16 protein-coding genes are annotated in these 17,358 nt (G+C 68.1%); 13 read left to right on the forward strand and 3 right to left on the reverse strand.

Going from position 1 to position 17,358, the window contains the following annotated elements; all coding sequences use genetic code 11:
* Positions 1-20 precede the first annotated feature (20 nt).
* Positions 21-662 (forward strand): GntR family transcriptional regulator, encoded by a 642-nt coding sequence (locus G3I17_RS18450; protein WP_164597830.1) that lies wholly within the window; start codon positions 21-23, stop codon positions 660-662.
* Here the strand turns inward: G3I17_RS18450 and G3I17_RS18455 are convergent.
* Complete coding sequence (locus tag G3I17_RS18455) at positions 649-1,977, reverse strand: MFS transporter (protein ID WP_164597832.1); 1,329 nt, start codon at positions 1,975-1,977, stop codon at positions 649-651. The two genes, G3I17_RS18450 and G3I17_RS18455, sit on opposite strands and share 14 nt — an antisense overlap.
* An 88-nt stretch (positions 1,978-2,065) precedes the next feature.
* Here G3I17_RS18455 and G3I17_RS18460 point away from each other — a divergent pair, with 88 nt between their 5' ends.
* Together G3I17_RS18460 and G3I17_RS18465 are read left to right on the forward strand one after the other, a co-directional pair.
* Complete coding sequence (locus G3I17_RS18460; protein WP_164597834.1) at positions 2,066-2,749, forward strand: DUF2848 family protein; 684 nt, start codon at positions 2,066-2,068, stop codon at positions 2,747-2,749.
* Positions 2,746-3,069 carry a cupin domain-containing protein gene (locus tag G3I17_RS18465; protein ID WP_164597836.1) on the forward strand — a complete coding sequence of 108 codons (324 nt, stop codon included), beginning with the start codon at positions 2,746-2,748 and terminating at the stop codon, positions 3,067-3,069. Before G3I17_RS18460 ends, G3I17_RS18465 begins: the two co-directional genes overlap by 4 nt.
* Here G3I17_RS18465 and G3I17_RS18470 read toward each other — a convergent pair whose 3' ends face one another.
* Complete coding sequence (locus G3I17_RS18470) at positions 3,070-4,563, reverse strand: leucyl aminopeptidase (RefSeq protein WP_164597838.1); 1,494 nt, start codon at positions 4,561-4,563, stop codon at positions 3,070-3,072. It lies immediately after the preceding gene.
* A 169-nt stretch (positions 4,564-4,732) separates the two neighbouring features.
* Between G3I17_RS18470 and gcvT the strand changes: the two genes are divergently transcribed.
* The 6 genes from gcvT to G3I17_RS18500 all read left to right on the forward strand — a co-directional run bounded on the left by gcvT (position 4,733) and on the right by G3I17_RS18500 (position 12,217).
* Positions 4,733-5,839 carry a glycine cleavage system aminomethyltransferase GcvT gene (gene gcvT / locus G3I17_RS18475; RefSeq protein WP_164597840.1) on the forward strand — a complete coding sequence of 369 codons (1,107 nt, stop codon included), beginning with the start codon at positions 4,733-4,735 and terminating at the stop codon, positions 5,837-5,839.
* Positions 5,840-6,201: 362 nt separating this feature from the next.
* Entirely contained in the window at positions 6,202-7,209 is a 1,008-nt protein-coding gene (locus tag G3I17_RS18480) for an ABC transporter permease (protein ID WP_164597842.1), read from the forward strand.
* 40 nt (positions 7,210-7,249) lie between these two features.
* Positions 7,250-9,007 (forward strand): ABC transporter substrate-binding protein, encoded by a 1,758-nt coding sequence (locus G3I17_RS18485; RefSeq protein ID WP_164597844.1) that lies wholly within the window; start codon positions 7,250-7,252, stop codon positions 9,005-9,007.
* A 95-nt stretch (positions 9,008-9,102) separates the two neighbouring features.
* Positions 9,103-10,095, forward strand: coding sequence for an ABC transporter permease (locus G3I17_RS18490; RefSeq protein ID WP_164597846.1), 993 nt, complete (start codon positions 9,103-9,105; stop codon positions 10,093-10,095).
* Positions 10,096-10,124: 29 nt separating this feature from the next.
* Positions 10,125-11,192 (forward strand): ABC transporter ATP-binding protein, encoded by a 1,068-nt coding sequence (locus tag G3I17_RS18495; RefSeq protein WP_164597949.1) that lies wholly within the window; start codon positions 10,125-10,127, stop codon positions 11,190-11,192.
* An 8-nt stretch (positions 11,193-11,200) separates the two neighbouring features.
* On the forward strand, positions 11,201-12,217 hold the full coding sequence (locus G3I17_RS18500) for a dipeptide ABC transporter ATP-binding protein (RefSeq protein ID WP_164597848.1): 1,017 nt from the start codon (positions 11,201-11,203) through the stop codon (positions 12,215-12,217).
* 3 nt (positions 12,218-12,220) lie between these two features.
* Here the strand turns inward: G3I17_RS18500 and G3I17_RS18505 are convergent, their stop codons facing one another.
* A complete protein-coding gene (locus tag G3I17_RS18505) occupies positions 12,221-13,435 on the reverse strand; it encodes a low temperature requirement protein A (protein WP_164597850.1) in 1,215 nt (404 codons plus the stop codon).
* Between the two features lie 126 nt (positions 13,436-13,561).
* On the opposite strand from G3I17_RS18505, the gene G3I17_RS18510 reads away from it, so the two are divergent.
* From G3I17_RS18510 to G3I17_RS18525, 4 genes are all read left to right on the forward strand, one after another.
* Positions 13,562-14,590 carry an NAD(P)-dependent alcohol dehydrogenase gene (locus tag G3I17_RS18510; RefSeq protein ID WP_164597851.1) on the forward strand — a complete coding sequence of 343 codons (1,029 nt, stop codon included), beginning with the start codon at positions 13,562-13,564 and terminating at the stop codon, positions 14,588-14,590.
* Between the two features lie 12 nt (positions 14,591-14,602).
* Positions 14,603-15,631 carry an amidohydrolase family protein gene (locus G3I17_RS18515; RefSeq protein WP_164597853.1) on the forward strand — a complete coding sequence of 343 codons (1,029 nt, stop codon included), beginning with the start codon at positions 14,603-14,605 and terminating at the stop codon, positions 15,629-15,631.
* On the forward strand, positions 15,631-16,401 hold the full coding sequence (locus G3I17_RS18520; RefSeq protein WP_164597855.1) for an iron-sulfur cluster assembly protein: 771 nt from the start codon (positions 15,631-15,633) through the stop codon (positions 16,399-16,401). The genes G3I17_RS18515 and G3I17_RS18520 overlap by 1 nt, the downstream gene beginning before the upstream one ends.
* 119 nt (positions 16,402-16,520) lie before the next feature.
* Positions 16,521-17,345: an IclR family transcriptional regulator gene (locus G3I17_RS18525; RefSeq protein WP_203590394.1), complete on the forward strand. Its 825-nt coding sequence runs from the start codon at positions 16,521-16,523 to the stop codon at positions 17,343-17,345.
* Positions 17,346-17,358 lie beyond the last annotated feature (13 nt).

Consider the following 17,358-nt stretch of genomic DNA (forward strand, 5'->3'; position numbering starts at 1 on the left):
CAAGGCTGTATACATTGAGTATGCAATTGAGTGGGGACTCCGGCCGCGACCGTGCCTACCAGTACCTGCGGGGGACCGTGCTGAGCGATCCCGCGGTCTCCGGCACGTTCATCAACGAGCAAGCCGTCGCCACCGAGGTGGGAATCTCCCGTACTCCGGTCCGTGAGGCCCTGCTCATGCTGGCGGCGGAGGACCTGGTGCAACTCGTCCCGCACCGGGGCGCCTTCGTGGCACCCCTGCCTGGCCGGGAGATCGCCGAGATGATGCAGGCGCGGGGAGTCATTGAGTGCTGGGCCGCCACTACTTGCCTGGCCGCTCCCGACGGCGCTCCGGTGGCGCCCATGTCCGCAGTGCTCGACCAGCAGCGGGCCATCGTCGAGGTGGGCGACGCCAAGGTGTTCATCGAGCTGGACAGCCAGTTCCACGCGCTACTGGTGGAGGCGGCGGGCAACACCGTGCTTGGCCGGCTGTACGAGAGCCTGCGTGCTCGGCACGTGCTCCTGGGAGTAGTGGCGCTGCAGCGGAGCGCCACTAGGCGCCAGGAAGTACTGGCCGAGCACCAGGCGATCGTGGACGGCCTGGCCTCGGGAGACCCGGCCGAGGCCGAGGCGGCAATCCTCCGCCACCTAGACACCACGGGCTCCATCCTCATGCAGGGGTGACCGCAGCCGCGGGCACCGGGGACTCCTCGTCCTGCACGGCTCGCCCCAGCCGCAGGCCGATCATGGTGACCCCACACGCCACCACGATGTAGAGCGCGATCACATAGCCCGTGCCTGTCTTCGCCAAGAAGTAGGTGAAGGCCAGCGGCGCCAGTGCCCCGCCGATGATGCCGGCGAAGGTGTAGGCGAGCGAGCTACCCGTGTACCGCAGTCGTGCGGTGAACTGCTCCGACACAAACGCCGCCTGCGGTCCGTACATCAGCGAGTGGAACACCAGCCCGATCACCACGCCTGGCAGCACAGTGGCCAGCGAGGACGCCATCGCGAAGAACACCACGCTCCAGATGGCTCCACCCACGGCCCCGATGCCATAGATGAGCCGTCGCCCGTAGCGATCGGAAAGCCAGCCAGACAGCGGGATCAGCCCGACCTGGAACGCCGACCCGACCAGTACCGCAGTGACAGCCTGCCCACGACTCATCCCCAGGTTCTTGGTCGCATAGGTCAGCACGAACACGGCGAACAGCGCATAGAGCACGTCGGGCCCCACTCGGGCCAGGATCGCCGCGACGAGCCCGCGCGTCTGCGTACGCAGTACCTCGGTCACCGGCGCCGTAGGCCGGTCGCCGCGCGCCTCCAACTCCCGGAACACCGGAGTCTCCTCCAGGCGTGTCCGGATCAGCAGCCCGAAGGCAACCAGCACCGCGGACAGCAGGAACGCCACCCGCCAACCCCAGCTCATGAACTGGTCCTCGGACAGCAGCCCGGCCAGCACCGCCAGTACTCCGTTGGCCATCAGGGTGCCGAGGGGCGGGCCCACCTGAGCAGCCGAGGCCCAGAAGCCGCGCTGCCCGGCCTGGCTGAACTCACTGCTCAGCAGGACGGCCCCACCCCACTCGCCACCCACGCCGACGCCCTGGACGAACCGCAGGAACACCAGCAGGGTCGGTGCAAGAGCCCCGGCCTGCGCATGGGTCGGCAGCAGCCCGATGAAGAAGGTGGCGACACCGATGATCAGCAAGGTCGCGACCAGCACCTTCTTGCGGCCGATCACGTCACCGAGCCGGCCGAAGACGATGCCGCCGAGCGGGCGGGCGATGTAGCCGACGGCGTAGGTGCCGAAGGCCTGCAGCGTGCCGGTCAGCGGATCGCTGCCCGGGAAGAACAGGTCGCCGAAGACGAGTGCCGCGGCGGAGCTGTAGACGGCGAAGTCGTACCACTCCAGAGAAGTGCCGGACAGGCTCGCCGCGAACGCCTTGTAGAGACTCCGGCGGTCGCCGGCTGGGGCTGGAGCTGGGGCGGTGGGGGTGGACATCGGGGTGGACCTCCTCGCGTCGTTGCTCCATACTTGCTGTATACAACGTGTTCACGCAAGCCCTGATTCAGATTCAGTGGAGGTTCAAGTGCCCGAGACCCTGCGATTCACGCTGCCGGACGGCAGTGAGCGGCAGATCGACGTCCGCTATGCGCTCAATGCCGGGTACGCCGGCCGGGACACCCGGCAGGTGCAGCACCACGTCGACGAGCTCGCCGAGCTGGGCGTGCCGGCGCCGACGCGGATCCCGACGCTGTATCCGTTGTCGGCCAGCCTGGTGAGCCGGCCGGAGAACGTCCAGGTCGCGCACGGCAAGACCTCGGGCGAGGCGGAGTGGGCGCTGATCGTGGGGGACGGGCCGGACGACCTGTTGCTGACGGTCGCCTGCGATCACACCGACCGGGCGCTCGAGGTGCACGGCGTCGCGTGGAGCAAGCAGTCCGCGCCCGACGTACTCGGCGATGTGGCCTGGCCGTTGGCCGCGATCGAGGGCGAGCTCGACGAGTTCACCCTCAAGGCCTGGGTGCGGCACGGGGAGACCGAGCAACTCATCCAGGACGGCACGCTCGCGCAGCTGCTGCCACCGTCGTACTGGGTGAAGGAACTGGGCGACCGGCTCGTACCTGGCACGGTGCTGCTCAGTGGGACGATTCCGATGATCGCCGGCGTCGACCAGTTCGCCGACGCGTGGCGGGTGGAGCTGACCGATCCGCGCGGGCTGACCAGCCGGATCGGCTACGCCGTCGAGCAACTCGCGGAGGCCTGGGAATGAAGGAACAGCACGAGTTCTTCGCGGCAGCCGACCTCCCCTGGACCGAAGACGCCCCAGGCATCACCCAACGAGTGCTGAGCACAGACGCAAACACAGGCACGCTCACCCGGATCGCCCGCTGGGCGCCGGGCACCACCTCGGGCGACGAGGTGATCAGGCACGAGTACTTCGAGGAGGTCTACCTGCTCGAAGGCTCGCTGACCGATCTCACCCTCGGCAAGACCTTCACCAAGGGCGACTACGCAGCTCGCCGGCCCGGTATGCCACATGGGCCGTACCGGACCGACGAGGGCTGCACAATGCTGGAGACCCGCTACTAGCTAGCTGGCAGCGGCGGCGAGCTCGACCAGGGTGCGGACCGAGTAGCCGGTGCCGCCGCTGGTCGTGTAGCCGGACGGGCCGCCGTCGTTGAAGGCCGGCCCGGCGACGTCGAGGTGCACCCAGTCGATGCCCTCAGCAACGAAATCGCCGAGGAACGCGGCCGCCGCGAGGGCGCCGCCCCAGGCCTCGCCGGTGATGTTGGCCAGGTCGGCGATCTTCGAGTGCGAGCGCAGCTTGTCGAGCATCTCGCTCGGGATCGGCAGCGGCCACATCGCCTCGCCGGCCGCGACGGCGGCGTCGACCACCCGGTCGCGGGCGGTGTCGGTGTTGGCGAACGCACCGGCCACCTTGGTGCCGAGGGCAACGACACAGGCACCGGTCAGGGTGGCCACGTCGACGATCAGGTCGGGCTCGTCCTCCGAGGCCCGGACCAGGGCGTCACCCAGGACGAGCCGGCCCTCGGCGTCGGTGTTGAGCACCTCGACCGTCTTGCCGCCGTACATGGTCAGTACGTCGGACGGGCGGGCCGCCGAGCCGGACGGCATGTTCTCCGCCATCGCGGCGTAGGTGGTGATCTGGACCGGCAGGCCGAGTCGTGCGATCGCGACGGTGGCGGCGATCACCGCGGCGGCGCCGGCCATATCGGACTTCATGCTGATCATGCCGCTGGCGGTCTTCAGCGACAGGCCGCCCGAGTCGAAGGTGATGCCCTTGCCGACGAAGGCCAGGTGGGTGACCGGCTTCTTCGGCGTGTAGGTCAGCTTGACCAGCCGCGGCGGGTTGGTGGAACCCTGGCCGACGCCGAGGATGCCGCCGTAGCCACCCTTGGCCAGCGCCTTCTCGTCCAGTACCTCGACCTTGACGCCGTACTCCTTGCCCAGCTTGACCGCGTGCGCGGCGAACTCGGCCGGGTGCAGGTCGGACGGGGGAGTGTTCACCCAGTCGCGGGTCTGCTGGACCGCGTCCGCGGTCACCTCGGCCCGCTCGAGGGCCGCCTTGGCGTCCCGGTTGCGGGCCAGGTCGGTCAGGACGACCACGTTGCCCGGCGCGTCAGTGCTCGCCTCGGACTTGTAGGCGTTGAAGGTGTAGCGGCCGAGCAGGGCGCCCTCGGCGACCGCGCGGACGCACTCGGCGTCGGGGGTCGGCAGCGCGAACGCGATCGACTGGCCGGTCTTGGCCGCGCGGACGCCGATACCCGCGGCGACGCGCAGGTCCTCGGTCTTCAGCGCGCCGTCCTTGGCGGCGCCGAGGCCGACGGCGATCAGCACGGCGGACCTGCCGGGCTTCGGTCCGGGGACCTTGGTCACCTCACCGGCCTTGCCGGTGGCGCCGAGGCCGGCCAGCACCTCCACCAGCTTCCCGCCGTAGGCGGCGTTCAGCGACTCGGTGCCGGCGGGCAGGGTGACGCCGCCGTCGAGCTTGACCACGCCGATCACCAGGACGTCGGTCTTGACGCCGGCCGGATCGGACTTGCTCAGGGTGATGGTGCTCACGAAATCCTCAGTCCTCCTTGACCGGGTGGCAGGTGCCGGTCGTGACGGTACGTGAATGCTGCCTCCGCATGCTACGCGTCAGACAGCCGGAGCAGTGACACGGAATCCGACTCCCGGGCCGTGATGTCGGCCGCATCGCGGTGCGGCCGCTTCCGGTAAGTTCCGCTGCATGACCGAGTCTCCCGCGTTGAAGAAGTCACCGTTGCACGAGCGGCACGTCGCCCTCGGCGCCAAGTTCGCCGAATTCGGCGGCTGGGAGATGCCGCTGGAGTACAGCGGGGTCGTCGCCGAGCACACCGCGGTCCGTACCTCCGTCGGTGTCTTCGACGTGAGCCACCTCGGCAAGGCGACCGTCAAAGGCCCGGGCGCCGCGGCGTACGTGAACTCCTGCCTCACCAACGACCTGGGCAAGATCACGCCCGGCCAGGCGCAGTACACGCTGTGCTGCGCCGAGGACGGCGGCGTGGTCGACGACCTGATCGCCTACCTGCACGCCGATGACGACGTGTTCCTGATCCCGAACGCGGCCAACACCGCCGAGGTCGTCCGCCGGCTCGCCGAGCGGGCGCCGGAGGGCGTGGTGGTGACCAACACCCACGACGACTACGCGATCCTCGCCGTCCAGGGCACCGACAGCGACGCCGTGGTCGCGGCGATCGGCCTGCCGACCGGCCACGACTACATGTCCTTCGCCGTCGCTGACTTCGGCGGTACGCCGGTGGTCGTCTGCCGCACCGGCTACACGGGCGAGCGTGGCTACGAACTCGTAGTACCCAATGAAGGAGCCGTGGCCGTCTTCGATGCGCTGCTGAAGGCGGGCGAGCAGTACAACATCGTCCCGGCGGGCCTCGGTGCCCGGGACACGCTCCGGACCGAGATGGGCTACCCGTTGCACGGTCAGGACATCTCGCCGGAGATCACGCCGGTCCAGGCGCGCTCCGGCTGGGCCGTGGGCTGGAAGAAAGAGCACTTCTGGGGTGACGAGGCGTTGCGTGCGGAGAAGGCGGCCGGCCCGGCCCGGATCCTGCGCGGCCTGCGCGCCGTCGGCCGTGGCATCCCGCGGCCGCACATGGCCGTCGTCGACCCGGCCGGTACGGCGCTGGGCGAGGTGACGTCCGGAACGTTCTCCCCGACGCTGAAGAAGGGCATCGCCCTGGCGCTGCTCGACGCCGCGGTCAAGGAAGGCGACCAGGTCGCGGTGGACATCCGTGGCCGGCAGGAAGCGTTCGAGGTGGTCAAGCCCCCGTTCGTCACCGTCCACGTTCGCGAGAGCTGACGCCGAAAGCGGTGGACATCGGTCACCGAGCCGTCAGCCGGTGACCGATGTCACAGCAGTGCCAACAGGTCCTGACCTGACCACGCTGCGTAAAGATTTGGCACAGAATCGTCAATGTCGGGCTGCTGCCAGCGCGGTTTGCGAGACAGTGACTGCGCAACGTGACCATTTGCGGTGAATGTTCCGGCGCGTCACAAACTCCGGTAACGATTTGCGTACTGCTATCGGACACGGCTGGTCAGTCGTCTGAGCTGTCAGGCAGGCTAGCGCGCGGCTCTGCGAGATCCGGCCATTGTCAAGGGAATTTGACCCTGTTGGCCCTCCGGAGCAAGGAACTGTGCTGATCAGCTGACGGAGTGTGCATGAGTATTGGGTTGCCCGACTCGACGGCCGGCGTCGAGGACCACCCGACGTCGGCCGAGCCGGTTCGTGCGGCCTCGGTCGCGCACGGCAAGTCGCCGACCCGGATCGCGCTGGACCGGCTCCGCCAGGACAAGGTCGCGGTGGTCTGCGCCGCGGTCGTGCTGTTCTTCATCCTGATCGCGATCTTCGCCCCGGTGCTGACCAAGCTCGAGGGTGCCGACATCAGCAGCTTCAACGCCGACCTGGTCGACGAGTACGGCTACCCGACGCTGTTCGCGAACGCCCAGCACTGGTTCGGGGTCGAGCCGAAGACCGGCCGGGACAACTTCGCCCGCTGGGTGTACGGCGCCCGCCCGTCGCTGATCGTCGCGTTCGTCGCCACCGCGTTCGGCACCGTGGTCGGCATCGTGATGGGCCTGCTGGCCGGCTTCCTCGGCGGCTGGGTCGACCGGATCATCTCCTGGCTGGTCGACTTCGTGCTGAGCCTGCCGTACCTGCTGTTCGCGATCGCGATGGTGCCGATCGTGGAGTCGCTGCGCGGCGGGTCGTTCAACCTCAGCCCCGACGAGCAGGCCTCGACCCGGTTCATCGTGCTGATCTTCGTGCTCTCGTTCTTCGGCTGGGCCCCATTGGCCCGGGTCATCCGCGGCGAGGTGCTGTCGCTGCGCGAGCGCGAGTTCGTGCTGGCGGCCAAGGCGATCGGCGTACCGACCCGGCAGATCCTGTTCAAGGAGCTGCTGCCGAACCTGGTCGCCCCGATCGTGATCACGGCCACGCTCGCGCTGCCCGCCTACGTCACGGCGGAGGCCGGGCTGTCCTTCCTCGGCGTCGGGCTGATCGAGCCGGTCCCGTCGTGGGGGCAGACGATCGCCAGCGCGACCAACTGGTTCAAGGCGGACCCGCTCTACCTGTGGCTGCCGGTCCTCGGGATCACCGCACTGGTGCTGGCCCTGGCCCTGCTCGGTGACGCGGTCCGCGACGCCTTCGACCCCAAGACTCGCCGGTAGCCCGGTGTTGCCCCAGCGGCAGAAAAGGAGAAACACGACCATGCAGTGGAAACGGATCACCGCGGTGGCGGCGACGGTCATGCTGGCCGTCGCGGCCTGTGGCAGCCCGTCGTCGAACGGTGGCGTCAAGGGCAACACCGACGGCGCGGGGACCGCCCAGGCGAAGGCGCTGGACCCGACCGCGAAGGGACCGGCTCCCGAGGTCGAGGGCGCGAAGAAGGGTGGAACCATCACGGTTCTGTCCGACGTGAGCGTGGACACCATGGATCCGTCGAACATCTACTACGTCGACGGGATGCAGATCGCCAAGCTGTACATGCGCGCGCTGACGCAGTACAAGCTGGACCCGGCCACCGGTAAGCCGATCCTGGTCCCGGACCTCGCCGCCGACCTGGGGACCAAGTCGGCCGACGGTCTGACCTGGACCTTCAAGCTGAAGCAGGGCATCAAGTACGACGACGGCACGATCGTCAAGGCCGCCGACTACGCCTACTCGATCAAGCGGTCCTTCGCGCACGAGCTGTTCGATGCCGGACCGGCCTACCAGCTGGACTTCTTCAAGGACGGCGACACCTACAAGGGCCCGTTCGAGAAGAAGGGCGCGCCGTACGCCGGGGTCGAGACGCCGGACGAGAAGACGCTGATCATCCACCTGCGGAAGAAGTTCGACGACCTGCCGTTCTACGCGTCGTTCCCGATGTTCACGCCGATCCCGGAGCAGGCCGACACCCAGTCGACCTACGAGCTGCACGCGAAGGCCACCGGTCCGTACAAGATCGACTCGCTGACCCCGGGTGCGGAGCTGACGCTGGTCAAGAACCCGAACTGGGACCCGGCCACCGACCCGGTGCGGCACCAGTACGTCGACTCCTGGGACTTCAAGTTCTCCCAGGACCTGATCAAGTCGCAGCGTCAGGTGCTGGCCAGCAACGGCCCGGACGCGAGCGCGCTGAACTACACCAACCTGGACGCCAGCCTGCTGGCCGAGGTCAAGGACCCGAGCCAGATCATCAAGGGCCAGGCGCCGTGTGTGTACACCTTCCCGATGGACAGCCGGAAGATCCCGCTCGAGGTGCGCCGGCTGATCGCGAAGGCCTACCCGTTCGACGAGTACCGCAAGGTCGCCGGGCTGACCCCGCAGACCGCCATCCCGGCCTCGACCTACATCCCGCCGGCGACGCCGGGCTACCAGAAGTACGAGCTGCCCGGCCTGACCGGAACCGGCAAGGGCGCGTCGGACCCGGCCATCGCCGCGGAGGTCAAGGACAAGCTGAAGGAGCTCGGCCAGGAGAACTTCCAGCTCAGCTGGTACTACCCCACCGACGACACGGTGCAGACCCAGGTCAGCCAGTTGCGCGCGCAGGCGTTCGAGAAGGCGGGCTTCAAGGTCCGTACGATCGGTGTCGTGAAGGCCAAGTACCGCGGCCTGATCGGTAAGCAGAGCGGGCCGGTCAACATCGGCAAGAGCCCGAACAACTGGTGCGCCGACTGGCCGTCGGGGACCAGCTGGCTCCCGGTGCTCTACAAGTCCGACGCGATCGCCTCCGGCAACAGCCAGGGGCAGCTGGAGGACAAGGGACTGGACGCCGAGATCGACAAGGTCTCCGCGCTCCCGCCAGAGCAGCAGCTGAAGGCGTGGGGCCCGCTCGACAAGAAGATCATGCAGGACTTCCTGCCGTCGATCCCGCTGTACTACGCGGCCAGCGCGGTCCCGGTCGGCAAGAACATCGGGCACGCCATCAACGACATGACCCAGGGCATCCCCGAGTTCACCTCGTTGTACCTGAAGCAGCCCTGATCGGTACTGCCCAAAGCAGTCACTGATCCGAAGTAGGCGGTGGTGACCCGGACCCACAGTTCCGGGCGCCACCGCCATCGGTGAGGAGAAATCTCGTGTTGTACTTCCTGGCGCGCCGGCTGGTGAGCGCGCTCAGCGTCGTGCTGGTCACCTTGATCGCGACCTTCGCGCTGTTCTTCATCGCCCCGACCGATCCGGCCGCGGCGATCTGTGGTGACCGCAACTGCACACCGCAGCGCTACAACGACATCAAGGAGAACCTGCACCTCGATCGGCCCGTGGTGCAGCAGTTCGCCGAGTACACCGGCGGCATCTTCGTCGGCCGGACCTTCACCACCTCCGGCCTCGAGCAGCGGTGCAACGTGCCCTGCCTGGGTTTCTCCTTCAAGAACAACCAGCCGGTCACCGAGATGCTGAAGACCCGGCTCCCGGTCACCCTCTCGCTGGTGCTCGGGTACGCCGTCATCGTGCTGGCCCTGGGCGTCGCGATCGGGTCGATGGCGGCGAAGCGCCGCGGGACGACGGGGGACCGGGTGCTGATGAGCAGCACGCTGATCCTCAGCTCGATCCCGTACTACATCGTCGCGCTGATGATCTCGCTCTACCTGACGATCCAGTACCAGATCCTGCCCAGAGGCGGCTACACGCCGTTCACGGAGAACCCGTTGCAGTGGTTCACCGGGCTGCTGACTCCGTGGCTCGTGCTCGGGGTCTACGGCTGTACGCAGTACGCCCGGTACTCGCGGGGCTCGATGGTGGAGTCGCTCAGCGAGGACTACATCCGCACCGCGCGCGCCAAGGGGCTCTCGGATCGCGTGGTCACGTACAAGCATGCGTTGCGATCGGGCCTGATCCCGGTCGTCACGATCTTCGGGCTGGACATCGCGACCAGCATGACCGGCGCCATCTTCACCGAGCGGATCTTCGACCTGCCGGGGCTGGGCAACCTGGTGCTGCAGAGCCTGTCCACCTACGACCTGCCCGTCATCATGGGCACGGTACTGGTCGCCTCCGCCATCCTGGTCACGATGAACTTCCTGGTCGACGTGGCGTACAGCGTGATCGACCCGAGAGTGAGGATCGCGTGACCACCCAGGACGCACCCCGCAGTCCGTCGATCGCGACCCGCGAACGGCGCTCGACGGCGCTGACCCCCAGCGGCGAGACGCCATACCTGGTGGTCGAGGACCTGTCCGTGCAGTTCCCCACCTCCGACGGTGTGGTCAGCGCGGTGAACGGGCTCAGTTACGCCGTACCGCTGCGCCGGACGCTCGCGATCGTGGGCGAGTCCGGGTCGGGCAAGTCGGTGTCGAGTATGGCCGTGATGGGACTGCACGACCCGAAGCGGACCAGGATCACCGGGTCGATCCGGCTGGGCGGCGACGAGCTCGTCGGACTTCCGGAGGCCGAGCTGATGAAGGTCCGCGGTGACGCCATGGCGATGGTCTTCCAGGACCCGCAGTCGTCGCTGCACCCGCTCTACACGGTCGGCGCGCAGATCTCCGAGGCGTACCGGGTGCACCACAAGGTGTCCAAGGACGTGGCGAAGAAGCGCGCCCTGGAGATGCTCGACCTGGTCGGCATCCCGAACCCGCTCCGCCGGTACAAGCAGTACCCGCACGAGTTCTCCGGCGGGATGCGGCAGCGCGCGATGATCGCGATGGGTCTGGTCAACGACCCGAAGCTGGTGATCGCCGACGAGCCGACCACCGCGCTCGATGTCACCGTGCAGGCGCAGATCCTGGATCTGCTGAACACCCTGCAGAAGGAGTTCGGGTCGGCGATCGTGCTGATCACCCATGACCTGGGTGTGGTGGCCGAGATGGCCGACGACGTCTTGGTGATGTACGCCGGCCGCTGCGTCGAGTACGGCACCGCCGAGGACGTACTGGCCCGGCCGCGGATGCCGTACACGTGGGGTCTGCTGGAGTCGATCCCGACGGTGTCGGCGGCCAACGAGCGGCTGCGCCCGATCAAGGGTCTGCCGCCGTCGCTGCTGGCGTTGCCGGACGGCTGTTCGTTCAACCCGCGGTGCCCTTACCAGGAACGAGTGAAGGGCGAACGCTGTACCACCGACCTGCCCGACCTGCTTCCGGTCGACGGTGCCGGAGCGCACACGTCCCGTTGCCACCTGCACGACAAGGCCTCGATCTACGAGGCCGAGGTCGCGCCGAGACTGGGCTGAGGAGAGAGATGACTGAGTTGCTGCAGGTCCGCGACCTCAAGATGCACTTCCCGATCAAGGAAGCCGCCGGTTTCGTCCGGACGCGGAAGCTCGTCCAGGCCGTCGACGGCGTCAGTTTCGACCTGAAGGCGGGCGGGACCCTCGGTCTGGTCGGTGAGTCCGGTTGTGGCAAGTCGACGACGGGCCGGGCGATCACCCGGCTGCTGAACCCGACGGCGGGCCAGATCCTGTTCAAGGGCACCGATATCGCCCAGCTGAAGGAGAAGGAGCTGCGCCCGTTCCGGCGGCAGTTGCAGATCGTCTTCCAGGATCCGTACAGCTCGCTGAACCCGCGCCAGACGGTCAGCAACATCCTCACCACCCCGTTGCGGGTGCACAATCTGGTCCGCAAGGGCAGGGAGCTGGCCCGGGTCCAGGAGTTGCTGGAGCGCGTCGGGCTGAACCCCGAGCACCACAACCGCTACCCGAACGAGTTCTCCGGCGGTCAGCGCCAGCGGATCGGGATCGCCCGGGCGCTCGCGGTCGAGCCCGAGGTGATCATCGCCGACGAGCCGGTGTCCGCGCTGGACGTGTCCATCCAGGCCCAGGTGATGAACCTGCTGGAGGATCTGCGCCGCGACCTGGGCATCGCCTTCGTCTTCATCGCGCACGACCTCGGCGTGGTCCGGCACTTCTGTGACGAGGTCGCGGTGATGTACCTGGGCAAGATCGTCGAGCAGGGCCCGCGGGAGCAGATCTACACCGCCCCGCAGCACCCCTACACGCAGGCGTTGCTCTCGGCCGCGCCCGACCTGGGCACTATCCGCGGTATCCCGCCGAAGGAGCGCATCCGCCTGGTCGGGGATGTCCCGTCGCCGATCGACCCACCCAGCGGCTGCCGGTTCCGCACCCGCTGCTGGAAGGCCGAGGACATCTGCGCCAGCCACGAGCCCATGCTCATCCCGAAGACCAGCTCCGCTCCCGGCCACGCGGCCGCCTGCCACTTCGCCGAACCCAAGCTCGACCTCACGGCCGCCACGGCCTGAACCTCAAGCGTGATCGCTGTGCCTGAGCGCCTCGCGTTCCTTGGAGAACCGGACTGATTCGAAGGCGACCAGTCCGGTCAGCAGGGCAGCCAGTACTGCGAGCTGCGCCAGCGCGGGCGCGTGCCCGAGCAGCGGCACGGCGATCACGCAGAGCGCGGCGGTGATCAGCCGGCTGATGCCGAGGCGGTGGGTGGTACGCCATTTGAAGCCGACGTGGCCCAGTAGGTAGAGCACGATGCCGAAGAACAGGGCGTACAGGCCGATGCCCTTCAGCGGGTCCTCGAGGTGGTGGTGCTTGGTGTCGCCGACGTACTCGAGGACCTTCTTGAGGCCCAGTGCGAGCAGGACGATGCCGGCCACCATCGGGAAGTGCAGGAAGGTGTAGGCGTCGCGGGCGAGCTTCGGCCGGGTCTCGGCCGGTTCGGAGGCCAGCGCCTGCTCGCCATAGTGGACGGTCGCGTCGAAGTAGATCCACCACAGCACCGCCGCGACGGCCAGACCGAGCACCGAGGCGACCAGGATCGGCCAGGAGATCGGCAGGTCGGTCACGCCGACGCCGATCGCGACGATCGACTCGCCCAGCGCGATGATGACGATCAGCCCGTGCCGCTCGGCGAAGTGGGCGGCCGAGCGCAACCGCCAGCCGCGCGCGTCGACCAGGTAGGTGCCGCCGTAGTCCGCGGCCAGCGCGGCGCCCCAGATCAGCGTCTGGGTGGTGCCGTGGAACTGCGAAGCGACCAGCAGCAGCGCAGTACCGGCCACCATCGACGGGGCGAACCGGGCGAGCGTCCGGCGCAGGACCTTGTCGCCGTCGGCGATCAGCCAGAACAGCCACAGGTGCATGGCGCGGAAGACGAAGTACGCGATCGCGATCACCACCGGCCCGGGCAGCCCGCCGGGCAGGTCGTGGAACGCCTCCGGGATGGCCAGCGCGATCACGAACATCGCCCCCATCGCGGCCAGCATCACGCCGCGGACCGAGCCTTCGTCGGCCTTGACCAGGTTGCAAACCCAGGAGAACCCGATCCAGCTCCACCAGAGCAGCCCGATCAGCAGCACCCCGCGGATCACCCCGGACCAGCTCAGCTCGTGCGCCATCAAGGCGGTGATCTGGGTCAGCGCGAACACGAAGACCAGGTCGAAGAACAGCTCCAGCGTGGTGACCGACTGGTCCTCCGAGGTGGCCTGGGCCCGGATCGGCGTCTTGCGTGTCGTCATGCCGCACATTCTGCGTTATCGGAAGGCGATAACGCCTCTATCGCTGCTCGCGGCGGATCGACAGCATCGGACCACCGATCCCCGACGACCAAGGACTTTCCCCCCAACTGAAAGGGAGTGGCCACGGTGAAAGCTGTCAGAGTTCATGAGTACGGGAAGCCTCCGACCCTCGACGAGATCCCCGACCCGAGTCTGCAGGGACCGCTCGACGTGATCGTGAAGGTGGACGCCGCCGGGGTCTGCCGGACCGATCTGCACATCATCGAGGGGCAGTGGGAGGAGAAGTCCGGCGTCGAGCTGCCGTACGTGATCGGCCACGAGAACGCCGGCACGATCGTCGAGGTCGGCCAGGCGGTGACCGGGGTGAGCGCGGGCGACAAGGTGATCCTCCACCCGCTGGTGACGTGTGGACTGTGCCGCGCCTGCCGGGCCGGTGACGACGTGCATTGCACGAACTCCGAGTTCCCCGGAATCAACCGGGACGGTGGCATGGCGGAGTACCTCCGTACTTCGATCCGCTCGGTGGTGAGGCTCGACGACGGTCTCGCCCCGGCTGACGTCGCGGCCCTGGCTGACGCGGGGCTGACGGCGTACCACGCGGTGCGCAAGGCGGTACCGCTGCTGCATCCGGGCGATCGCGTCGTGATGATCGGCGCCGGGGGACTGGGGCACATCGGGTTGCAGTGCCTGCTCGCCCTGACGCCCGCGCGGATCACCGTGGTCGATCGCGCGGCCGAAGTACTGGAGAAGGCCTCGAAGCTCGGCGCCCACGACACCATCCTGAGCGACGGCGACCAGGTGGCCGCGGTGCTCGACCAGACCGGCGGCGAGGGCGCCCAGGTGGTGCTCGACTTCGTCGGCGAGCACGGCACCGAGGCCGACGGGATCGCGATGACGCGCAACTCGGGCTCGTACTTCGTGATCGGGTACGGCGGCAAGGTCGACGTACCGACGATCGACATCATCTCCCGCGAGATCAACGTGATCGGCAACCTGGTCGGCTCGTACAACGACCTCGCCGACCTGATGACGCTGGCCGCGCAGGGCCGGGTCACCCTGGCGACCAAGCAGTACTCCCTCGACGAGGCGCTGACCGCGCTCGACGACCTCGACGGCGGCCGGGTGCCTGGTGGCCGCGCCATCCTCACGAGCTGAAGGGCCGCACTCATGTACAGCAAGGACGGCAACGACTACTTCATCGTCGACAGCCACGTACACGCGTGGGACGCGACCCCGGCCAACCAGGCCAACCGGTACGGCGAGGGTTTCATCAACTGCTTCTACGACTACCACCGCAACCTGTCGCCGGCCGACAAGGTGTGGACGCTGGACGAGTTCCACAAGCAGTCCGAGGAACGCATCATCAAGGACCTTTTCACCGATGGCTATGTGGACAAGGCGATCTTCCAGCCGACGTACCTGACCGACTTCTACGTGAACGGCTTCAACACCACCGAGCAGGACGGCCAGATCGCGGAGAAGCACCCGGACAAGTTCATCGTGAACGGCGCCTGGGACCCGCGCGACGGCGAGGCGGGCCTGGATAAGCTGGCCGAGCTGTCCGAGCGCTGGAACCTGCAGGGCGTGAAGCTCTACACGGCCGAGTGGAAGGGCAACTCGAAGGGCTGGAAGCTGACCGACCCGTGGTCGTACCGGTACCTGGAGAAGTGCGAGGAGCTGGGGATCCGCAACATCCACATCCACAAGGGCCCGACGATCTACCCGCTGAACCGGGACGCCTTCGACGTGGCCGACGTGGACGACGTCGCCTCCGCCTTCCCGGGGCTCAACTTCATCGTCGAACACGTCGGCCTGCCCCGGCTGGAGGACTTCTGCTGGATCGCGACCCAGGAGCCCAACGTGTACGGCGGCCTGGCGGTCGCGATGCCGTTCATCCACAGCCGGCCCAAGTACTTCGCGCAGATCATCGGCGAGCTGCTCTACTGGATCGGCCCGGACCGGATCACCTTCGCCAGCGACTACGCGATCTGGACGCCGGCCTGGCTGATCGAGCGCTTCGTGGACTTCTCGTATCCGGCCGAGCTCACCGAGTACCCCGAGCTCACCGTCGAGGTGAAGAAGAAGATCCTCGGACTCAACGCGGCCAAGCTGTACGACATCGAAGTACCGGCGCACCTGCGGCTCCCCGAGTCGGCCGACGGCGCGGTCGGTTCCGAGCCGGTCCCGGTGGCGTGATGAGTGCCGGTACCTCCGCGGCGGCGCTCGCCGCGGGACCGGGCGGTGAGTTCAACCCGCGCCCGGATGGCATCGACGACTCGATCTGGGCCGCGCTCGGGACGGTACGGGACCCCGAGCTGGATTCGCCGATCACGGAGCTCGGCTTCGTCGTGGGCGTGGAAACCAGCGTGGACGTCCTGACCGTCGAGCTGCGGTTGCCGACGTATTTCTGCGCCCCGAACTTCGCCTATCTGATGGTCGCCGACGCGTACGACGCGGCGGCGGCCCAGGCGGGGGAGCGGGCGGTGGTGGTCCGCCTGCTGGAGCACTTCGCCTCGGACGAGATCAACGCGGGCGTCGCAGGTGGACGCGGTTTCGCCGGGTCCTTCCCGGGGCTGGCGGACGACGAGCTGGAGGAACTGCGCGTCACCTTCCAGCGCAAGGCGCACCGCGCCTGCCAGGAACAGGTCGCATCGCACCTGGTCAAGACGGGTTGGTCCGTTGCGGATCTAGCTGGTGCGACTCTCGCAGATGCCTGCGCCGGCCAGGACCTCGACCGCCTGACCCGCCGCCGCAACGAGCTGAACCTGCCGGCCGGCCCCGACGCCCCGCTGCTACTCCAGGACGACGGCACCCCGATCAGCCGGCTGGACCTCCCACTCCAACTGAGGATGGCCAAAACCACCCGGATCAGCATCGAAGGCAACTCGGGGCTGTGTCGCGGTCTGCTGAGCGTCCGCTACAACCTGCCTCGCCCGGCCGACGTGGATCAGGTGATCACCGGGTGACCCGGCAGCCAGACGCTCCGCGAGCAGAGGCGCCGGCGCACTCACCACCGTCTCAAGTTGAGACGAGTCTGCGTCGCCGAAGGCGTGCAGTGGGGTTGGTTTCGGGGCAGGCTGTGACTGTGAGCACCTCGGCGCCCAACCTCGACCCAGCTGCCTTCGTGCAGCCTGTGTCGGCTGTGCAGCCTGTCTCGGGGACTGTGCAGTCGGTGTCGCGGGCATTGCGGGCGATGGAGTTCGTGGCGGCCAGCAAGGACGGGGTCACGGCGAAGGAGATCGCGGCTCATCTGGAGTTGGCGCTGCCGTCGGCGTACCACCTGCTGGCGACCCTGACCGAGTCCGGGTATCTGGTGCACCTCGCGCAGGACCACCGGTACGGGCTGGGCTACCGGGTCCGGCTGCTCGAGCAAGGGCTGGAGCGGCAGCTGGAGGTGCCGCCGTTGATCGCGGCTGCCGTCCGGCGGTTGCATCTGGAGGCTGACGCAGCGGCGTACTACGCGGTCTACCGCGAGGTGGATGTGGTGATCGCGCACGTCGTCGACTCGGAACGCCGGCCGCGCGTGCAGTTGCTCGACATCGGCTTCCACGAGGCGACCCACGCGACCGCCTTCGGCAAGGTGATGCTCGCGGCGATGACGGGCGAGGACCGCAACGCCTACCTCGACCGGGTCGGCCTGCGGCAGTGCACCACCAACACGATGACGGACCGCCGCCAGCTGGAAACCCATCTGGAGCAGGTCCGTCGCTCCGGCGTCGCGCTGGAGATCGGCGAGTTCCAGGACGGCCTGTCCTGCCTGGCAGCCCCGGTCAGGTCGAGCGCGGGCGCAGTACTGGCCTCGGTCGCCATCTCCCTGCCGTCAGCCGACTTCGCCACCCGCCGCTGGGACCTGGAACGCGCAGTACGCCGAGGCGCCCTGGTCGCCACCCGCGCGGTCAACTCGCGCTAAGCGCGTCGGCCGA

Origin of the sequence: Streptomyces sp. SID13031 (genome assembly GCF_010548305.1) — a bacterium.
In the GTDB taxonomy this organism is placed as follows: domain Bacteria; phylum Actinomycetota; class Actinomycetes; order Propionibacteriales; family Kribbellaceae; genus Kribbella.

Excerpts from the sequence above, each read along its gene's own strand:
- G3I17_RS18480 (WP_164597842.1), top strand. The coding sequence starts at position 6,202 with ATGAGTATTGGGTTGCCCGACTCGACGGCCGGCGTCGAGGACCACCCG.
- G3I17_RS18455 (WP_164597832.1), bottom strand. The coding sequence starts at position 1,977 with ATGTCCACCCCCACCGCCCCAGCTCCAGCCCCAGCCGGCGACCGCCGG.
- gcvT (WP_164597840.1), top strand. The coding sequence starts at position 4,733 with ATGACCGAGTCTCCCGCGTTGAAGAAGTCACCGTTGCACGAGCGGCAC.
- G3I17_RS18500 (WP_164597848.1), top strand. The coding sequence starts at position 11,201 with ATGACTGAGTTGCTGCAGGTCCGCGACCTCAAGATGCACTTCCCGATC.
- G3I17_RS18515 (WP_164597853.1), top strand. The coding sequence starts at position 14,603 with ATGTACAGCAAGGACGGCAACGACTACTTCATCGTCGACAGCCACGTA.
- G3I17_RS18485 (WP_164597844.1), top strand. The coding sequence starts at position 7,250 with ATGCAGTGGAAACGGATCACCGCGGTGGCGGCGACGGTCATGCTGGCC.
- G3I17_RS18450 (WP_164597830.1), top strand. The coding sequence starts at position 21 with ATGCAATTGAGTGGGGACTCCGGCCGCGACCGTGCCTACCAGTACCTG.
- G3I17_RS18465 (WP_164597836.1), top strand. The coding sequence starts at position 2,746 with ATGAAGGAACAGCACGAGTTCTTCGCGGCAGCCGACCTCCCCTGGACC.
- G3I17_RS18505 (WP_164597850.1), bottom strand. The coding sequence starts at position 13,435 with ATGACGACACGCAAGACGCCGATCCGGGCCCAGGCCACCTCGGAGGAC.
- G3I17_RS18520 (WP_164597855.1), top strand. The coding sequence starts at position 15,631 with ATGAGTGCCGGTACCTCCGCGGCGGCGCTCGCCGCGGGACCGGGCGGT.